The sequence below is a fragment of the Polynucleobacter rarus genome (assembly GCF_003072505.1).
Taxonomy (GTDB): Bacteria; Pseudomonadota; Gammaproteobacteria; order Burkholderiales; family Burkholderiaceae; genus Polynucleobacter; species Polynucleobacter rarus.
In genome coordinates this window covers 107,783-126,874 of sequence record NZ_NTGB01000001.1, presented here as the reverse complement: position 1 = coordinate 126,874, position 19,092 = coordinate 107,783, and the positions used below count along the sequence as shown (strand labels likewise).

Genomic DNA, 19,092 nt, shown 5'->3' with positions numbered 1-19,092 from the left:
CGTTGTAGTAATTGATTAATTGAAATGTATTAAACATCACAGGTGATTTGAACACTTAAATTGGCTTTAGGACATCCTACTAAAGTAGGGTATTCAAAGATGAATATGTAAATGAGTGAATTCCAAACGCTGCCTTCTAATAATTGATCTACCCGATTAGTTGTTTCATTAAGAAATCTGCCAAGGCTGGTCGCACAATATGAGCGACATCATGATTACAATGCCCACTATCCGACCAGATAGACATTTCAACAGAACCAGAAATACCTTCTTGAAGACGGGTAGCATTCGACATTGGAGTAATTACATCTTTTCCACCATGCAAAATAAAGCTTGGACAAACAATATCTTTAACCACATCACTCAAATCAATGCTGTGAATATAGGGTAAGGCTTCCTCTAATGTTTTCGCGCCGCAAACGTAAATAAATCCATCCAAGGTATGCTTCGGAATACTAGCGTAGTTTTTCAAATCAAAGAAAGCACCCCATACCGCTAAGGCTTTGATACGGTGATCTTGTGCTGCGGCTCTAGGGCCATAATAACCACCAAGACTTCTTCCTACCAAACCAATTTTATTTGCTTGAATTTCTGGACGTTTTTCTAGAAAATCAATCACGGCACTCACGGCATCCGAAAAGTTTGCATTCATTTTCAAATCATAAAAAGTTTCACCTTGCCCTGGCCCATCAAAAATAAGCGAAGCGATACCTCTTTGAGCAAGTAAACCACTCATTACCAACCACTCCTCCTTACCTGAATCAAGACCTCCTAAACAAATGACACAAGGGTATGATGCTTTTTTTTCTATTGGCAATCGCAAATAGGCTTTCATCTCGATTGAATCGTAAGGAATCGTGACAGGAATTAATTCAGGCGAAAGAAGTGGCGCTGCCAGTCGCATCATCTTGCATGAGTAATCATGAACTACTCTTTTTTCTTCCAGCTTGTGCCAAAATAAATAATGGCCAAAACACGCATACAAAGATGCACGCGCGTATTCAACACCGGCTGTCTGCAAATAGTTTTTTTGCACCGCTTGAAGAGCTCTTTGCTCAGCCTGCTTTGCAAACTCATACCAACCAGCACACCAACCATCCCAACTAGAAATGTTTGCACGGATTTTTTTAATATCTGCGAAAGGAACACCCTCTGCTAAATACCTATTAGTGTAAGCATCCCAAGATTTTTGTAATTCGTCATCCATATTTATTCCGCCTGAATATTTGATTGTTTCGCTATGTCATTAAATCTTTTTAATTCTGATTTGAAATACATTTTAAAATCCTCTTGCGAATCTGCCACCACTAAAAAACCTAAATCATATAACTTATCTTTTACTTCTTGCATCATTAATATTTTCTTTAGTTCAGCGTGAAGTCGGTTGATAATCGGTGCAGGAGTTCCTGCTGGAGCAAAAATACCAAACCACCCTCCCTCGGTTACAAAGTCTGTCAGTCCAGCTTCTTTAAAAGTTGGTACATCCGGGAAAGCAAGAGATCTTTGCGGCAAAGAATACGCTAAAGCCCTCACTTTCCGAGCTTGTAAAAAGCCCACAGTAGTCTGTAAGGGTGCTAGCATAGTAGTAACCTCATTAGCAACGACTGCTCCCGCAGCAGGAGCACCACCTTTATAAGGTACATGCGTCATTTTTACACCGGATTGAGTAATAAAAAGCTCACCTAATAGATGTAAAGTATTACCTACTCCAGGTGAGCTATAAGAATAATTTGCATCTGGTTTTTTCCCGTTTGCAATGAATTCGTCTAAATTTTTAGCTGGATTTGATGGATGAACAATTAACATTAAGCCCATATTAGAAGCGATGTTCATAATAGGAATAAAGTCTTTTTCGGTATTGTAGGGCAGCTTCTTGATGACAGCAGTCTTTACTAAAAAACCTGAAGAATCAACTAAAAACGTATAACCATCTGGAGTTGATTTAGCCACTGCATCTGTACCAATAATGCCACTTGCGCCTGATTTATTATCAACAATAACGGCTTGTCCAAGTGCATTACTCAAATAGGGGTTGATTACACGCATTAAAGTATCTGGACCACCAGTTAATGCTGGCACAACCATTCTAATAGGGCGGTTTGGCCAAGCGTTGGTAGTTTGAGCCATGAGTGGGCTAGTAATAAAAAAAAATAATGCACTTAGATGCATTATTGTTTTTTTATGCATTTTTAAACGACACATATACGCTCCATTTTATAAAAAAAATAGCATTACATTGATGCTTAAAGACTTTTAAATCACTACTTAATCATGCCTGCATTTTTTGCATCATCAAAAGCTTGAGGAATTTTCTCTTTCATGAAAGCTGGTATTTTTTCTAGAGGAATATCAACGAGGATGAACCCTTCATCTTCTAGTTTTTTCTTAACGACAGGGTCAGCATTCAACAGTCCAAAATAGTTGGAGAGTTTCTCCTGAGTTTCTTTTGGGGTCGATTTCGGCACAGCAACCCCGCGATAGCCACCATCTACCCAATTAAGACCCAATTCTTTAAAGGTAGGAACATCAGGTAGTGATGGATGTCTTTTTTCCGTCGCAATCGCCAGTGTCCTGATTTTTGATTTTTGCTGAATGGCGAGTGGCAGGTACCCCATTGCACCGTCAACATGCATGCCAATTAAAGAAGTAATTAAATCGCCGGTTCCTTTAAAAGGAACATAGTTAGTTTTAATTCCTGCAAGCTTATTAAGACGTTCATTTGCCATATGATTAGCTGAAAACAATGCTGATCCTGCAATATTTAATTTGCCCTGATTTTTTTTGGCAGCATTGACTAAATCTTGGTAGGTTTTATATGGGCTATCAGCAGAGACCATTAGTGCATCTGGTGTGAAGTGATAATAATAAATTGCCTGAATATCATCTGTTTTAAATTGTGTACCTTCTTGTAAAGGTTGCAAAATAATATGTGGAATATTAACGCCTACAACCATCGTCCCATCATTTGCATAATTATTGAGTTGACTCCATGCTAAGGCACCGCCTCCACCAGGTCGGTTAATAACAATCATCGGCTGATTGTATTTCTGTACTGAAAGTTCGGCTTGATAGCGTGCGACTAAATCAGATTCACCAGCAGGAGGAAATGCGATGATGTATTGAATTGTTTTACCCGGCAAAACTTGTGCACTTGAAGAAATAATAAAGCTACAAATACCAACCACACCAATTTGAAATAACCGGATTACACTTTTCATTTTTGTATCTCCTGAATAACTGCTTTCGTGACATCTTTCATCATCGCTACACCGCCAAGATCTCGCGTATGAAGGGCAGGATTACTAGTCACTTTTTCAATTGCCTCCATTAATTTATTAGCAGCGTCTTGTTCACCAAGATGCTCTAACATCATTACCGCTGACCAAAATGTCCCAATAGGATTAGCTAAACCTTTACCCATAATGTCAAATGCTGAACCGTGGATGGGTTCGAACATCGATGGGTAACGACGATCAGGATCGACATTGCCGGTCGGAGCTATACCAAGACTGCCGGCTAAGGCCGCTGCAAGATCGGTCAAAATATCCCCGTGTAAGTTGGTAGCTACCACTGTATCGATTGATTCGGGTCGATTGATCATTCTGGCAGTTGCGGCATCTACTAATTCTTTATCCCAAGTAACATCTGGAAACTCTTTTGCGATTTGAACTGCAATTTCATCCCACATCACCATCCCATGTCGCTGGGCGTTTGATTTTGTAATCACGGTCAAATGTTTACGCGGACGCGACTGGGCAAGTTTAAAAGCAAAGCGTTGTACGCGTTCTACTCCGACTCGGGTCAAGATACTCATATCTGTGGCAACTTCAATAGGAAGTCCTTGGTGAGCACGCCCACCAACGCCAGAGTATTCTCCTTCAGAGTTTTCGCGCACAATGACCCAATCAAGTTGGTGAGGTTCGCATTTTCGAAGTGGTGTTTGAATCCCAGGCAGAATACGCGTTGGCCGAACATTGGCGTATTGATCAAAGCCTTGGCAGATTTTGAGCCTCAATCCCCAAAGGGTAATATGATCTGGAATTTCCGGATCTCCCGCTGAACCAAATAAAATAGCATCCTTATTTCTTAAATCATTGAGGCCATCATTCGGCATCATCACGCCATGCTTACGATAATAATCTCCACCCCAGTCAAATTCTTGAAAATCAAAACTAATACTGGGATAACGCTTTTCTAAAGCTGTTAATACCTCAGCGCATTCAGGAATAACTTCTTTACCGATGCCATCACCTGGTATGAGTGCAATTTGATACTTTTTCAAAATTCCCCCGATATCGTCTAATTTGTTCTCTATCCTGTAATAGATTCGTTAGTCTGTCAATTGAGGGTTTCCTCTAAATTTGCTATGGGTTGACGTGAAAAACGAGAACCTTTAATCACCATCTATGAATTAATAAACTTCTACCATTGCATAGATGGCATGCAAAGAAGGTAGATATCATCCTTTTTGTTTATTTTTTTGCGCCAAATTTATACGTTAGGCCTGCCCATATTGCGATTGGAGGGGCAGGAGTAATAAAGTTCTGAGTTGCCAATGAATAGATGCTAGTTACTCCACTCTGACCAAAGGTAGCGTATTGATTATTGAAAAGATTATTTACATTGGCAAAGAAAATTAAACTTTCATTAGCGCGATAACGTACATCTAAATTTACGATAGAGTAACCACCCACTTTTCCAGTTGGATCAGAGTTACTCTCATTACCGTGCATAAACTGACTGCTCACGGCAATTAGATTTGCCCCAATTAACAGATCACTTGTTATGGAATAAGCTGCTCTTAACTTTAGAGTAGATTCAGGAATTCCCGGAATAACGTTGCCGCTAGTGACATTCTGTCCACCTGCCGTTGTGAAATTCGATTTAAAAATGGCGTTAACGTAACCATAATTCGCAGATAAATATAATTTATCAATGGTAGTTTTTAAACCCATCTCAAATCCACGACGCTCAGTATCTCCAACATTAGCGAAGTATCCAAACGTCGTACTATTCGGCGCATTTAAAAATTGGATGTCATTACTCAAGAGAGAATCAAATACGGCAGCATTCCAATAAACATTGCCAGCTAAAGTCCCTCTCCCCCCCAACTCAAATGTTCTCGCTACAACAGCTTGTAAATCAGGGTCACTATTAAATCCAGTAGGAAGTGAACAAGGGCTACTTGGATTTGCGCAGGACAACTCAACCGAAGTTGGCGCCCGCATCGATTCACTATAACTCCCAAAGATACCATTCTGAGGATTGATCTTATAGTTAAAACCGATGGAAGGATTGAATCGTTGATAGCTATGAGAGCCATTCAAGCTATTGGTTTGATTGGCAACTGAACCCACTGGAATGGTATTTGCTGCACTGGCTACTCCAGAAGGGTTTGAATTCTTATAACTCCATGCTCCAACAAAACTTGGATTGTAGTAATTGACTCCGCCATCTGACCAAGTCCAACCATCATCCGAATTTAAATAGGTATTACTTGAACCAGATTGATCAATACTTGTATAAGTAAAACTACCACCAGCCGTAATACTGAAATAATCACTTGGATGAAAAGTATCTGTTAAAAATAGACTTAGATTTTTATTTGTCGAATTTAAACCGACACCTCTGATTACGTTACTTCCACTAAATATGGCTGGATTCGTTGCTGAAGGCGCCAGTCCATTTGCTGTAAATGCATAGTGTGTATTGGGAACCATGACAGTTTGATAATTTACAAGTTGAGCTAAATAGGTGCTCTGGTTGTAGTTGATTTGAGATTGATCAAAACCTCCGCCGAACGTAAAAGCGTTTTTATATCCAACTAAATTGTCAAAATTAGACCATTGCACAGATGTGCCAAAAGTATTTGTCTCAGTAACCGAGTTGACGATACTGGTATTAATTGCGCCACCATATCTTCCATAGCCCAACGCCAAAGCATTAGCATTGGTAACTCCATTTAAAGCGGAACCATTAGGTGCCTGATTAGAACAACTAGAAATGGTGCAACCATCATCTAGTTGAGCATTGCTATTGATATTGTTTAAGCTAGCTTGTCTGAAATACACTTGACCAGCAAGTTGATTGTTATCAGATAACCAATGACTCACTTTTAAGTTCAACACATTATGTGAGTTCGTCATGGTATCTGGCCATGTATAAGCCGCTTGACGATTAGACAACATATCTTGAGGCAAGGCCTGCGTCCCACTCAAGGTATTACTGGCATAGGAACCGGATAATTCAATACGGGTTTGATTGCTATTGCCCCTCCAACCCCACTTCCCAAAGAGTTGCTTTACTTGCGATGCTGAATGATCTCTCCAACCATCTTGTTGATCAAAGTTTCCAGCGATAAAGAAATCTGTATTCGTCTCTTCATCAAACCAGCCGGATTCAAACTTCGTCGCTTTTCGGTTAAATGAGCCCCCTAAAACACTTATTGCCGAACCCTGGTCGTCTTTCCCATTTTTGGTATTGAGGACTAATGCTCCGCCTAATGTATTCAAGCCAAACAAAGGATTAGAACCAGGTAATACCGAAAGATTAGAAATAGCATTCATTGGGATTAAGTCCCAATTGACAATGGACCCAAATGGTTCATTCATTCGAACACCATCGACATAAACTGACAGGCCGACTGGTGCGCCTAATAGTGAAGTTGCCTGAAAACCGCGATAGTTCACATCATTTTGATAGGGGTTTCCAGTGCCATTACTCACACTAACGGAACCTAAATTATTATTGAGCAAATCCGCCACATTACTCTGTTCTTGCTCAGTTATCTCTTTCGCATAAAAGATCTGCGCATTGGCTGGAGTTTCACTGAGTAAAGTGCCAGTGCCAATCACCGTATTGGGTATAACCACAATTTCAGGGAGTTGCACCTCAACTGCATGAGTATTCAAACTAGTAAACGGAATGCCAATAGCAAAAGAAATCGAAAAAGCTTTTGAAACTTTTTTTAATAAACCCATCATGTCTCTACTTAATTATTATTAAGTAATCATACGACTACCTTAATCTTTTTACAATATGGGAAAACCCCTTGTGCTGATTAAAATAGTTAGGTGAGATTGAATTGGTTTTCGACTGAAAATCGACTAGTTAACTTTGTTTTTTTATCACTTTACCGATGAGTGGCCAAAGTAGCATTAACAAAGCTAATGATGTAATGCCAGTAACCACGTAACTAGAGAAAAACACTCCTAAACTGCCTTGAGAAATCAACATTGACTGACGAAATGAGTCTTCGGCACGGTCGCCTAATACGAGGGCTAAAACCATCGGCGCCATTGGATAGTCGAGTTTTTTAAATAGATACCCCAGAAAACCAAAGCCTAACATTAACCAAACATCAAACACAGCGTTATGAACAGTGTAAGCACCAACTGCACAGATGACAATAATGACCGGCGCAATGATGGAGAATGGAATTTTTAAAATAGATGCAAATAGGGGTACGCAAGTTAAAACAACAATTAATCCAGCGATGTTACCTAAGTACATACTGGCGATCAAGCCCCAAACAAAGTCTGGCTTTTCGACAAAGAGTAAGGGGCCTGGCTGTAAGCCCCAAATCAATAAACCGCCAAGAAGTACCGCAGCAGTTGGCGAACCAGGGATACCCAAAGACAGCATAGGAAGAAGTGCTGATGTACCTGCGGCATGCGCTGCTGTTTCGGGAGCAATAATGCCCTCCATTTGGCCCTTACCAAAATTTTTACTCTTCGACATACGTTTTGCAACGCCATATGCCATAAATGAAGCAGGAGTTGCGCCACCTGGTGTAATACCCATCCAACAACCAATTAAACAACTACGAATAGAAGTAGCCCAGTACTTCGGTAATTGCGCCCAAGTATTGAGAACTACTTGGCGGCGAATTTTTGCTGCTGCCCCCTGAAACGCGAGTCCCTCTTCCATCGAGAGCAGAATTTCTCCGATGCCGAATAAGCCAATCACCGCAATTAAAAAGTCAAAACCACGCATCAACTCTGGGTTACCAAAGGTTAGACGCAATTGGCCTGTCACTGTATCCATTCCTACAGTCGCCAATGCAAAGCCGAGCATCATGGCAGAGATGGTCTTAAAAGGTGATCCCTTATTCATCCCAACAAAGCTACAAAAAGTAAGTAAGTACACCGCGAAAAATTCCGGGGGGCCAAATTTCAAAGCAAACTTAGCGACCAATGGTGCAAGGAATGTAATCATCACAATCGCAAAAAGAGCTCCCACAAACGAAGAAGTAAATGCAGCAGTTAATGCTTGACCAGCTTTACCTTTTCGGGCCATGGGATAACCGTCAAAGGTTGTTGCAACCGACCATGGCTCACCTGGAATATTAAATAGAATTGAAGTAATCGCTCCACCAAATAATGCTCCCCAGTAGATGCATGAGAGCATGATAATGGCTGAGGTTGGGGACATAGTAAACGTCAAAGGCAACAGAATCGCTATACCATTGGCCCCACCCAATCCTGGTAGAACACCAATAATTACGCCAAGAGTTACACCAACTAACATCAACAACAAATTAAATGGTGACATTGCAATCGCAAAGCCATTAAACAGTGCATTAATTTCTTCCAACTTAAACCCCTTTTTTAAATCTTTTTCTTCATTTTTTAATTGATAATTTTTATTGCACACCCACTAATTCGAGTGGGTTGAACCATGAGCCATGCGGTAACGGAATTTGAAACCAAAATTCAAATAAAAGGTATAGGGTCACGCTGACTCCAACAGAAACTACAATTGCCTTCCAAATTCGGTATTTGCCCAACCAAACCATAAAAAAGGCAATGTAAAAAACGGATGAAACGTAAATCCCAATTAATTGCACACCCAAGACAAAAACAATCGCCGGCAATAACACCGCCATTACTTGCTTAAATGACTCTTTATTAACAAAAGCCTCTGTTTTCTTATGAACGATAGCCGCTTGATACAAGTTAACGGCGCTTGAAAGAAGCATGATCACACTAATATAAAAAGGAAAATATCCAGCCTCTGGACCATCACTACTCCAATTAGCTCCCAATTTAAGGCTTCCAAACATTACAACCAAGCCCACAACAATAAATAACAAGGCGGTAATAATGTCTATTACTCTAACGCTGATTAGAGAGTCTTGATTTGAATTTTCTAAATTTTGAGACATTTTTTTCTACATGAATAAAGTGATGAAAGAACTACTACTTAAAAAAACAGGGCCCTTTAGCAAAGACCCATCCAATTTCTTAAAAATTATTTCGCCAAGAATCCAGCTTCAGTCATTAATTGCTTATGCAGAGATTCATTGGTTGTAAGCCAAGTTTTAAATTCTTGACCAGTCATAAATGTCTGATTAAAAGCACCATCTGCCATGAACTTTTTCCACTCTGGTGTGGCACGAACTTTTTTGAATAACTCAATATAAAAATCAACCTGCTCTTGTTTAACCCCAGGGCCCATAAAAATACCCCGCAACATTAAATAGTCAGTTGATACCCCAGCTTCTTTACATGTAGGTACGTCATACCATGATTGTGTATCGGTAACTTTTTCTTTATATGGCATTCTTGTGTCATCAAACACGCACAGGGCACGTATCTTACCCGCACGCCACTGAGCTACTGCTTCAATTGGATTATTTACTGTCGAGTCAATATGATTACCAACGAGTTGCACTGCAACTTCGCCACCCCCTTTAAATGGAATGTAAGTAAATTTAGTGCCAGTTGCTTTTTCAATTGCTACTGTAATAATTTGGTCTTCAGACTTAGAGCCGGTACCACCCATTTTGAACTTATTCGGTCCAGCAGCCTTAACTGCATCAATGTACTCTTTAGCAGTTTTGTAAGGCTTCTCAGCATTGCCCCATAAAACAAATTGATCAAGCGCTAACATTGCTACCGGTGTAATATCTTGCCAGTTAAATGGAATACCCGTTGCCAAAGGCGTTGTAAATAAGTTTGAAAGGGTTATTACAATCTTATGCGGATCACCCTTGGCTTCTTTGATGGCCAAAAAGCCTTCTGCACCAGCTCCAGATCCTTTATTTACTGGAATAACCGCTTGCTTCATTAAATTATTTTTGGTGATAATCCCTTGAATCATGCGAGCCATTTGGTCAGCACCTCCACCGGGACCAGCTGGGATAATAAATTCCACAGGCTTGGTTGGTTCCCATGTTGCGAATGCAGGTAAAACTCCAAATATCCCGATAGATAAGGTACTGGTGAGCAATGCGCCTTTGAAATTCAACTTCATCAATCTACTCCTCCAAAATAAATAAGAATTTGGTGTTACGCACTTTTATTTAAAATTTAAATACCAATTGATAACGTAAAGAAAACATCATCAAAAGATCAATTTTTTAAACTTAAAGGTGTCGTAAGGAGGTGAATAGGGGCTAAAAATTATCTAAGAACGAATTCGCGTCACTAGCCGTAATTGATACGGCAAGCATTCAGTGCGCAATAAATTAGGATTTAATTCGTCTGTAATACTCATTTAACATCTATCTCCAACAATAAAATTAGATGATGTAAACGCTGTAGAGTTGGAATGAGAAAACTCAAATTCCTTATTTTTTCTTTTATATTACATGAAAATATAAAAATGGACATCATATTTATTTTGTAGAAAATAAATAAGCTAACCGTTCAAATGTCCTTAATTGAAAAAGTCACCATTTTGGTTCAATGGTGACTTTTATCTTTAAAAACAAAGCTATAAACTATCTAAAAACTGTTAATTTAGACAGTCTATGATTCATTTTAATAAGATTAAATGGAAGCTGGGGCTCCAGGTTGCTTTAATGGATGCGCTTTAGAAAAGGCCTCTAACTTAGAGCAATTATCATAGATTTGACGCACACGAGGAAACGCGCTGAGGTCACATGCAAAAAAACCAGCTCCGATTACATGTGATGCCAAAAAGATATCAGCCATACCAGGTTTATTGCCATAACAATAGGGGCTTGACGTAGAATTTGCAGTCAAAATTTCTTCACAAGTTTCTAAAGCTGGCATTACAAAACGATGAATCCACTTTTTTACACCATCGGCATCTAAACCAAGTTCTTCTGATAAGTAAGTTCTTACTCTAGGTACCATCAGAGGATGCGAATCAGCTGCAATAATTTGAGCTAAACTCCTTACTCTCGCTTTTTCAAGAGGATCAGTCGGCAAGAGGGGATTATTGGGGTATAGCTCATCAAGATATTCAACGATGGCCATCGATTGGAATAAAGCTGGCCCGCTTCCAACATCCAAGGCAGGTAATAAGCCTTGTGGATTGATGGAATGATAATGCTCTCCGAGATGCTCTTTCCCTAATAAATCAATCGTTACGACTTCAACGTCGATATCTTTCAGGTTAATTGCAACTCGAACTCTGTAAGTGGCGAGTGAGCGCCAGTGTCCATAAAAACGCATAAATTAAATCTCCTTATTTTGAAAATAATGCCGTCATTAAACTCATATTTATAAAACTTTTCATCTCGATTAGTCTTAGCTACTTTAACTCAACCATGACGATTTGATAAAAACTTAACTGAGCAAGCTAATCAGTTTTGCTTTGTTACAGTACTGACTGAATTGAAAACAGGTTCATTTCGTCTTGGTCTAACTGCGCAATCAATCCAGTTTCCCACTCAAGATAGCGGCGCGCCGCATCCTTGTTACCATCATGCCGATCATGCACAAAAAATAGGAAATCAATGCAGTCTGAGTCTGGCGGTATGGTTTGCGTTGAAATCGTTTCAATCTCTTTCGGAAACCCAGAACCCTGTAATTCAAAAACCTTTATGTTCAGATCTAAGCCATCCAGTTCTAAAAGCGCTCCATAAGTCAGCGCAGGGTCATCTGAAATCATCAGGATTGATTCTCGAGCACCACGAATGATTTCTTGAAGTTTAGGACGAATAGCCCAAAGGGAATTTGGTAAATGGCCCTTACGGTATTGCATGCTGCCACGAATGTCTAACACTGTGACAGAACCATTTTGATAAATTTCGCACAAGTCAGAGCTCTTCATCTTTACCAGACCACGTAAATGATCAATCTGAATACTTGGTAAGCTCACTTTACTTTGTATACCCTCTTGTAAAACTGCTACATCATGCCCCATCTGCTTTAACCAACTAGCAACTGTTATTGCCCGAACTCCATCAGAGTCATACAAGACAATTCGAGCATTACGAACTCCCACAAATTGATCAGTTGCCTGAATCAATTGTCCTCCCGGTGTGTTTTGTGCACCAGGAAGTCCATTATTTGAAAATTCCTCGGCAGTCCTAACATCACAGAGGTATAAAGATCGATCCTCCTCGTTTTTCCAAATTAAGAATTGATCATCTGAAATGATTGGAATAGCAAACTTTTTCACTAATGCCTTACTAGCATCCAGCATTTCATCATCAACCAATGGTAGTGCATATTGAGCAACTTTCCCATGATCTAAAACATAATCATTCAGATACCAACCTTGGGTACCATTCTCTAAAGCAAAGATTGGATTTTGGATTCCCAAGTTAATCAACGTTTGTGCACCAATAATGCTACGGGTTCTTCCTGCACAATTAATAATGATTTTGGTATCTTGGTTACTAACGTGGCTTTTAATGCGGTAGGCTAATTCTCCGTTGGGACAACATTGAGCCCCAGGAATGCTCATCTTTTTAAATTCACTCTGAGGTCTGCCATCTAAAATAATGAAATCCTCTTTATCGACCATCATTTTCATTAAATCATGAGCACTCACTCGGGGGGTATGGCATTGATGCTCGACTAACTCCCCAAAGGTTTTAGATGGGAGATTGACTCCTGCAAATAAATTAAACCCCGCATCCGCCCAGCCTTGCGTGCCACCACTCAGTATATAAATGTCTTGATAGCCCTGTTGAATTAGGACCTTAGCGGCCTTGACAGAAACTCCATCACCATGATCATCATAGACCACTATCCTGACAGATTTACGTGGGGCTAATCGACCAATGTCATACTCCAGACGACTATAGGGCAGAGAAGTTGCTAAGAAAAGATGTGACTCGCCATATTGACCATGTTCACGCACATCAAACAAAGCAATTTCAGTTTGACCATGCAGCCACTGCTTTAAGGTTTTAGCATCAACCGATTGAATCGCCATCACAAATCCATATTATTATTGGTATCAATTACTCTAGCTTGAATTTCAAGCGCATGACACCACCGCTTTTAAGGTTTCAAACCGCGGAATACAACAACTAGCCTTAAACCACTTCGTATTTAAAACGCTTCACCTTTGACATATCAGTCCCTTCTATGCGAATCAGACTTGTTGAGTCTTTACGCTCGGGCGCATGGAGATCTCCCTCGTTGTAAACGTGCGCGTCACCGGGAGTCAGTGCATAAGATCGGGTAGCTTTCACTTTACCTGGTTTATCAGCACTAGCTTCTTCGAGTTTTTGAAAATCTCGCATTTCAGTCCTACCGTGGACTTGCCCATAGATGGCCCAAGAATGCGCATGATCATGTGGGTCAGAACTTTTGGCGCCAAGATAATGATGAGCCAGAATACAAAACCCCAATTCAGGATCTTGATAAATCATTTCGCGCTCGCCAGTGGTTGGGGGAAGGTGCTTTGCAATAAAGTTCTGATCAATTAAAACGTCTTTTAACGCGTCAGCAACTTTTTGACGCCCATCAGGTCCCGGGCTATTCTTAAGAATATCGTGGCACTGACTAGCAAATTGTTCTAGTGTATGACTCATTTTTGCTGGCTCCTTTATTGTTTTCAATAGAATTATATTAACTCACTTTAAATTAAATGATTCGACCGAATTTTTAGTACCAATGTCCAAAAGATTAAATTGAGGGACCTTTTCTTAAAGTTACCATCAAAATAATCATTTATTTTTTAAGAGTTTGAGGAGGCGTTTTCAATATTAATCTCAGGTAAATTGTCTAGGGCGTGAACTCGAATAGAAACAAATTAAATTTCAGAATTTACATCGTATACTTTTAATGATTAAACATAAAATTACTCTTTAAGGGATACTGGGATGAACTGGTCGATAGGAATTGATATTGGGGGAACATTTACTGATATTGTTGCGTGCCACTTACCATCACAGAAAGTTGAGTCTCTAAAAGTACTCACTACAAACTCAAATCCAATTGTTGGAGTTACGAATGGCTTGAATCAGCTAATTACTAACAAAAAAATTACCCCTGAAGAAATTTTCCGGATCGTACATGCTACAACTTTATTTACAAATGCTTTGATTGAACGCAAAGGTGCTTGCACGGGTCTAATCACTAATCAAGGATTTAAAGATATTATTGAAATAGGAAATGAGCGCAAATATGATCTTTATGATTTAGCTATCAGCCGCCCAGATACTTTAGTGCCTAGAAATCTCCGAGGTGAAATCTCTGGTCGAATTGACGCAAGAGGATTTGAAATTGAAAAAATTAATGAGGCGCAGGCACTATCTGAAGTTGAACGTTTAATTCATTTAGGGGTGGAATCAATCGCTATTTGTCTACTACATTCCTACGCAAATTCAATGCACGAGGAAACATTAGTAAAAGTAATTAAAGATAAATATCCTAATTTAGCGCTGACTATTTCATCAGAAATAAGCCCCATTATTCGTGAGTTTGAAAGGATGACGACGACGATTGCGAATGCTTATATTCAGCCTATCGCCCTGTCCTACCTAAATCAACTTGAAAGCACTCTTTCCTTAATAGGTATTCAAGCTGAAGTGTTAATGATGCTATCGAATGGTGGACTTAACCATCTTAATACCGCGAAAAGTAAACCTATAGCTCTATTGGAATCGGGACCAGCTGCCGGTGTTGTAGCTGCGGGCTATTTTGGCATGGAAGAGGGAATTTCTGATTTATTAGCCTTTGATATGGGTGGTACAACAGCCAAACTATGCCTCATTAATGAGAGTAAACCTTCAATTGCCTATAGCTTTGAGGCTGCGAGACAAAAGCGCTTTACAAAGGGTAGTGGTATACCAGTTAATATCACCACTATTGAACTGATTGAAATTGGTGCTGGTGGTGGCAGTATTGCGCATCAAGACGAATTAAACTTACTTCAAGTAGGTCCCCAAAGTGCTAGTTCTGAACCAGGGCCTGCATGTTATGGACTCGGCGGTGATCAAGCAACTGTAACAGATGCTAACTTATTTCTAGGCTACATTAATCCTGACTACTTTGCTGGTGGAACTATTCCAATTAATAGCCTTGCAGCAGAGCGAGCCTTAAATCAGTTGGCTCATGTCTGCAACTCAAATCGAACTCAGATTGCATGGGGTATTCATCATCTAGTTGCTGAGAATATGGCCACTGCAGCACGCTTACATGTCGCTGAACAAGGTAGAGACCCCCGTAACTTCGTTCTCCTCGCAACTGGTGGTGGAGGTCCGCTGCATGCCTATATGGTTGCCAAAGCTATAGGTATCTCTACGATTATCTGCCCTCGAGATGCAGGTGTTGCATCTGCATTTGGACTTCTCATTGCGCCGGCAAGAGCTGATCGTTCGAAAACCATTAGTTACAAACCTGATTTCAACTTGATACAAGATTTAGAAAAAAATATTCGAGATTTAGAGTCAGAAATACAATCAGATCTTCAAGCGCTAAATGGAAGTTATGGTCCAATTCAGATAACGTATCAAGCCGAGGCTAGATTTGTCGGACAAGGATTTAATCTACTCTTTAAATTACCTATTTTTTCAGTAAATAATGAATCGCAAAAAATGGCGAACCAGGAAATAAAAGATACATTCCTTACTCAATATACTGAAAAGTTTGGTCGCACACCTCCCAATGGCGTGATTGAACTTGTAAATCTAAGAATTGCAGGAATTGCTCCGCCCATCCAAAAAAATCCTGTGGTACAGGATAAAAAAGCACCTTCTAATGCTACGCCAAAGTTTCGACAGGTTTTCTTTCAAGAAATAGGTGACTTTACCAACACACCTATATTTAAACGCTCTGAATTAGATTCTAGCTTTGAACAAGCGGGGCCCTTATTAATTGAAGAATACGGCACCACCATCGTGGTAGGTCCCTTAGGCTTTGTCAAAATGAGTAATCATGGCAACTTAATTATCACTATTTCAGATAACGAATGAACATGAAAAATGTCCCTCTTTTAAATTCTGGCCCTGTATTTTTACAAATATTTTGGTCACGCGTACAAGCCATTGCTAACGAAGCTGCGCAACTCATTATCCGAACATCCTTTTCTACTCTTTCTTCCGAAGCAAATGATTTCGCTGTAGTCATCACAGATTCTGATGGGAATGCATTTGCCGAAAATAGTGGCAGTCTCCCTTCCTTTATCGGTACCTTACCCAATACAGTCAAAGCTACTCTTAATAAAATTGGTAAAGAGAAGATGGCCAAAGGTGATGTTTTTATCACCAATAATCCTTGGATTGGAACTGGTCATTTGAACGATGTGTGTTTAGTTGCTCCTATTTTTCACCATGAAATATTGGTGGGATTTGCCGCTACCGCAGGACACGTTCCCGATATCGGTGGAAAGGTTCGTTCGGTTGATGCACGCGAATTGTTTGAGGAAGGTTTTCATATCCCAATCATGCCTTTGTTAAAGGGCGGCAAACAAGATGAAACCTTAATTGAATTAATTCGAACCAATGTACGTACACCCGATCAAACTGTCGGCGATATTTTTTGTCATGTCGGCGCAGTGGAATTAATTGCACAAAGGATGGAAGGATTACTTACCGAATATAAGCTGAGCAATTTTTCAGAGTTAGCCGATGGCTTATTTGAGCGGAGTGACCTTGCAATGCGCAAGGCAATTCAATCATTACCTGACGGAATTTATTCTTATAATATGGAGACTGATGGGTTTCAAGAACGCTTACAATTTCATGTAAAGGTAGAAATTAAAGATTCAACGATTACTTGTGACTTTACTGGATCACCACCACAGCAAAACTATGCAATTAACTGCGTTCTGCCCTATACCAATGCAATGGTGATCTACACCATTAAATGCCTACTATTACCGAATCTGCCTAATAACCATGGACTCTTTAAGGCAATCAAAACAACAGCTCCCGAGGGTTCACTCCTAAACCCTAAATCACCAGCTCCAGTAGGAGGTAGATCTTGTACTGGGCATTATGTCCCTTGCTTGGTTTTTGGCGCACTTGCACCAATCCTTTCTCAAAAAGTAATGGCAGCTTCTGGCTCACCAGTGTGGATTACTAATTTAAGTGGCATCAAAGAAGATGGTAAACCGTTTTCAAGTGTTTTATTTTTTAATGGCGGCTTAGGTGCCTCAGCAGTAAAAGATGGCTCCTCTGCTATGTCTTGGCCTAGCAATATTTCACCAACCCCAATTGAAATTGCTGAACGCGACTTTCCCTTATTTTTTAAAAGGAAATATCTGGTAACTAATTCAGGAGGTCTTGGTCTTTACAGAGGCGGATTAGGGGAAGAAATTTGTTTTATCAATATGCACTCATCGCCACTTTCTGTAGCACTTTTAACTGAGCGACTGAAAGTAGCCGCACCGGGGATTATAGGAGGTGAGTCAGGCCAATTAGGTCAAGTAATGATTAATGGTCAAAGCGTGGATTCTCGAAAACCACAAATTTTGCAACCCGGTGATGAGGTAGTTTTACGAACCCCTGGAGGTGGAGGCTATGGTGATAAAAAACAGCGCAACCAAACCCAGATAAACTTTGATTTACAACATGGTTATATTTCTGAAAGTACTTATGATGAATAAACATTATTTTCTAAAGGTTTTTGTTAGTAGCCTTGTAGGAATTTTTTCTACGTTGAATTTTGCGGTAGCTCAAACGGACTATCCGAATAAGCCAATTACGCTAGTCGTTGGATTTTCTCCAGGGAGTAGCATTGACTTAGTTGCAAGAACTTATGCTAAATCAATTACCAATAAACTTAAAGTACCTGTCATTGTAGAAAACAAAGCCGGAGCTGGTGGCAATATTGCCGCAGAGTGGGTGGCAAAGTCAAAAGCGGATGGCTACACTTTTCTTGTGGTTGCAAATAGCATTGCAATTAGTCCCGCTTCTTATACAAATCCAAACTTTGACGTAAAAAAAGATTTGGTCGCAATTGCCTATATGGGTATAGGTCCGCTGATCCTCAAAGTTAATAAAGACTTGAAAATTAATTCAGTAAAAGAGTTAGTTAATTATGCTAAAGATCATCCCGGAAAGCTCAATTATGGATCTTCGGGAGAAGGTGGAACACCACATATGGCTACGATTTTATTTGAGCAAACCGCCAATATCAAAATGACGCATATTCCCTATAAAGGAGGCGGTGAAGCCTTGGCTGCTCTAATGGGTGGGCAGGTTGACTTACTAATTAATCCACTTTTAGGTGATATTAAATCAGAGCGAATTTCTTCTCTTGCAATTACGGGTTCAAGCCGATCACCACTTTCACCAGATATTCCAACATTTAAAGAATCTGGCTATGACTTTAATATTGGTGTTTATTACGGCATCATGGGTCCTAAAGGGATTCCAGTTAAATTAGTTGACACAATGAATCAAATTTTTAACGATTCGCTATCCGATACAGAACTAATTGATATCCTGACAAATAAAAGTGGCATCGTTACGCAAAAGATGTCGCCGAATGAATTTCAAGAATACTTAAATAAAGATATTGAACTATGGAAAAAAGTGGTTGCAAAGACTAAAGCTGGGGGATAACAGCAGATACTTTTTAGCCTTAATTGAATAAAAATTTTTTAATGGTCAACAGGAAAGCTTAAGAAATCACCTTTCTGAGCCATTTTCTGACTGACCCTTTTAGCGATTTTAAGAAATCTGACTTATTAGGTTTTATAATAAGAAATGATAAATAACGTCTATTATCTAGACTAATTTGGTTCTAGACAGACGCAGTTTAAAATCTAGGATTAGGGCTAGCTGATTTAACTAATTTTATTTATGAGGAATACTCATGAATGAAACTTGTTGAGCTAATCCGATCTTTAATTACTGTTAATAATTAATCCATTTTTAGAATTGAATGACGCCAAAGGAAGACATGAGTAATAATCAATCACAAATCATCT

The 19,092-nt window shown here is 39.7% G+C and carries 14 protein-coding genes; 3 read left to right on the top strand and 11 right to left on the bottom strand.

The features are described 5' to 3' along the window. Positions 1-148: 148 nt before the first annotated feature. The 11 genes from AOC35_RS00575 to AOC35_RS00525 all read right to left on the bottom strand — a co-directional run bounded on the left by AOC35_RS00575 (position 149) and on the right by AOC35_RS00525 (position 13,744). Positions 149-1,207: an alpha/beta hydrolase gene (locus AOC35_RS00575; protein WP_108645276.1), complete on the bottom strand. Its 1,059-nt coding sequence runs from the start codon at positions 1,205-1,207 to the stop codon at positions 149-151. Positions 1,208-1,209: 2 nt separating this feature from the next. Next, positions 1,210-2,202 carry a Bug family tripartite tricarboxylate transporter substrate binding protein gene (locus AOC35_RS00570; protein ID WP_108645275.1) on the bottom strand — a complete coding sequence of 331 codons (993 nt, stop codon included), beginning with the start codon at positions 2,200-2,202 and terminating at the stop codon, positions 1,210-1,212. 59 nt (positions 2,203-2,261) lie between these two features. Further along, positions 2,262-3,218: a tripartite tricarboxylate transporter substrate binding protein gene (locus AOC35_RS00565; protein ID WP_108645274.1), complete on the bottom strand. Its 957-nt coding sequence runs from the start codon at positions 3,216-3,218 to the stop codon at positions 2,262-2,264. After that, entirely contained in the window at positions 3,215-4,282 is a 1,068-nt protein-coding gene (locus AOC35_RS00560; RefSeq protein ID WP_108645273.1) for a tartrate dehydrogenase, read from the bottom strand. Before AOC35_RS00560 ends, AOC35_RS00565 begins: the two co-directional genes overlap by 4 nt. A 190-nt stretch (positions 4,283-4,472) precedes the next feature. Continuing rightward, positions 4,473-6,980, bottom strand: a complete 2,508-nt coding sequence (locus tag AOC35_RS00555) for a TonB-dependent receptor family protein (RefSeq protein ID WP_245898384.1) — start codon at positions 6,978-6,980, stop codon at positions 4,473-4,475. 130 nt (positions 6,981-7,110) lie between these two features. Beyond that, a complete protein-coding gene (locus tag AOC35_RS00550) occupies positions 7,111-8,595 on the bottom strand; it encodes a tripartite tricarboxylate transporter permease (protein WP_108648647.1) in 1,485 nt (494 codons plus the stop codon). A gap of 49 nt (positions 8,596-8,644) precedes the next feature. Beyond that, complete coding sequence (locus AOC35_RS00545) at positions 8,645-9,166, bottom strand: tripartite tricarboxylate transporter TctB family protein (protein WP_108645271.1); 522 nt, start codon at positions 9,164-9,166, stop codon at positions 8,645-8,647. Between the two features lie 86 nt (positions 9,167-9,252). Further along, a complete protein-coding gene (locus AOC35_RS00540; protein WP_108645270.1) occupies positions 9,253-10,257 on the bottom strand; it encodes a Bug family tripartite tricarboxylate transporter substrate binding protein in 1,005 nt (334 codons plus the stop codon). A 518-nt stretch (positions 10,258-10,775) separates the two neighbouring features. Then, the gene (maiA, locus tag AOC35_RS00535) at positions 10,776-11,426 is read right to left on the bottom strand and encodes a maleylacetoacetate isomerase (protein ID WP_108645269.1); all 651 of its coding nucleotides are present in this window, start codon (positions 11,424-11,426) and stop codon (positions 10,776-10,778) included. A 145-nt stretch (positions 11,427-11,571) separates the two neighbouring features. Continuing rightward, the gene (locus tag AOC35_RS00530; protein ID WP_108645268.1) at positions 11,572-13,140 is read right to left on the bottom strand and encodes a rhodanese-like domain-containing protein; all 1,569 of its coding nucleotides are present in this window, start codon (positions 13,138-13,140) and stop codon (positions 11,572-11,574) included. 103 nt (positions 13,141-13,243) lie between these two features. Then, the gene (locus tag AOC35_RS00525; RefSeq protein WP_108645267.1) at positions 13,244-13,744 is read right to left on the bottom strand and encodes a cupin domain-containing protein; all 501 of its coding nucleotides are present in this window, start codon (positions 13,742-13,744) and stop codon (positions 13,244-13,246) included. A gap of 291 nt (positions 13,745-14,035) precedes the next feature. Between AOC35_RS00525 and AOC35_RS00520 the strand changes: the two genes are divergently transcribed. Genes AOC35_RS00520 through AOC35_RS00510 form a run of 3 tightly spaced genes read left to right on the top strand, consistent with a single transcriptional unit; the run spans position 14,036 to position 18,724 of the window. Next, positions 14,036-16,129, top strand: coding sequence for a hydantoinase/oxoprolinase family protein (locus tag AOC35_RS00520; RefSeq protein WP_108645266.1), 2,094 nt, complete (start codon positions 14,036-14,038; stop codon positions 16,127-16,129). Between the two features lie 2 nt (positions 16,130-16,131). Continuing rightward, positions 16,132-17,763 (top strand): hydantoinase B/oxoprolinase family protein, encoded by a 1,632-nt coding sequence (locus AOC35_RS00515; protein WP_245898383.1) that lies wholly within the window; start codon positions 16,132-16,134, stop codon positions 17,761-17,763. Then, positions 17,753-18,724 carry a Bug family tripartite tricarboxylate transporter substrate binding protein gene (locus tag AOC35_RS00510; protein ID WP_159077406.1) on the top strand — a complete coding sequence of 324 codons (972 nt, stop codon included), beginning with the start codon at positions 17,753-17,755 and terminating at the stop codon, positions 18,722-18,724. Before AOC35_RS00515 ends, AOC35_RS00510 begins: the two co-directional genes overlap by 11 nt. Positions 18,725-19,092 lie beyond the last annotated feature (368 nt).

Coding starts and splice junctions, on each gene's coding strand:
- AOC35_RS00575 (WP_108645276.1), bottom strand. CDS start 1,207: ATGGATGACGAATTACAAAAATCTTGGGATGCTTACACTAATAGGTAT.
- AOC35_RS00570 (WP_108645275.1), bottom strand. CDS start 2,202: ATGTGTCGTTTAAAAATGCATAAAAAAACAATAATGCATCTAAGTGCA.
- AOC35_RS00565 (WP_108645274.1), bottom strand. CDS start 3,218: ATGAAAAGTGTAATCCGGTTATTTCAAATTGGTGTGGTTGGTATTTGT.
- AOC35_RS00555 (WP_245898384.1), bottom strand. CDS start 6,980: ATGGGTTTATTAAAAAAAGTTTCAAAAGCTTTTTCGATTTCTTTTGCT.
- AOC35_RS00545 (WP_108645271.1), bottom strand. CDS start 9,166: ATGTCTCAAAATTTAGAAAATTCAAATCAAGACTCTCTAATCAGCGTT.
- AOC35_RS00540 (WP_108645270.1), bottom strand. CDS start 10,257: ATGAAGTTGAATTTCAAAGGCGCATTGCTCACCAGTACCTTATCTATC.
- maiA (WP_108645269.1), bottom strand. CDS start 11,426: ATGCGTTTTTATGGACACTGGCGCTCACTCGCCACTTACAGAGTTCGA.
- AOC35_RS00530 (WP_108645268.1), bottom strand. CDS start 13,140: ATGGCGATTCAATCGGTTGATGCTAAAACCTTAAAGCAGTGGCTGCAT.
- AOC35_RS00525 (WP_108645267.1), bottom strand. CDS start 13,744: ATGAGTCATACACTAGAACAATTTGCTAGTCAGTGCCACGATATTCTT.
- AOC35_RS00520 (WP_108645266.1), top strand. CDS start 14,036: ATGAACTGGTCGATAGGAATTGATATTGGGGGAACATTTACTGATATT.
- AOC35_RS00515 (WP_245898383.1), top strand. CDS start 16,132: ATGAAAAATGTCCCTCTTTTAAATTCTGGCCCTGTATTTTTACAAATA.
- AOC35_RS00510 (WP_159077406.1), top strand. CDS start 17,753: ATGATGAATAAACATTATTTTCTAAAGGTTTTTGTTAGTAGCCTTGTA.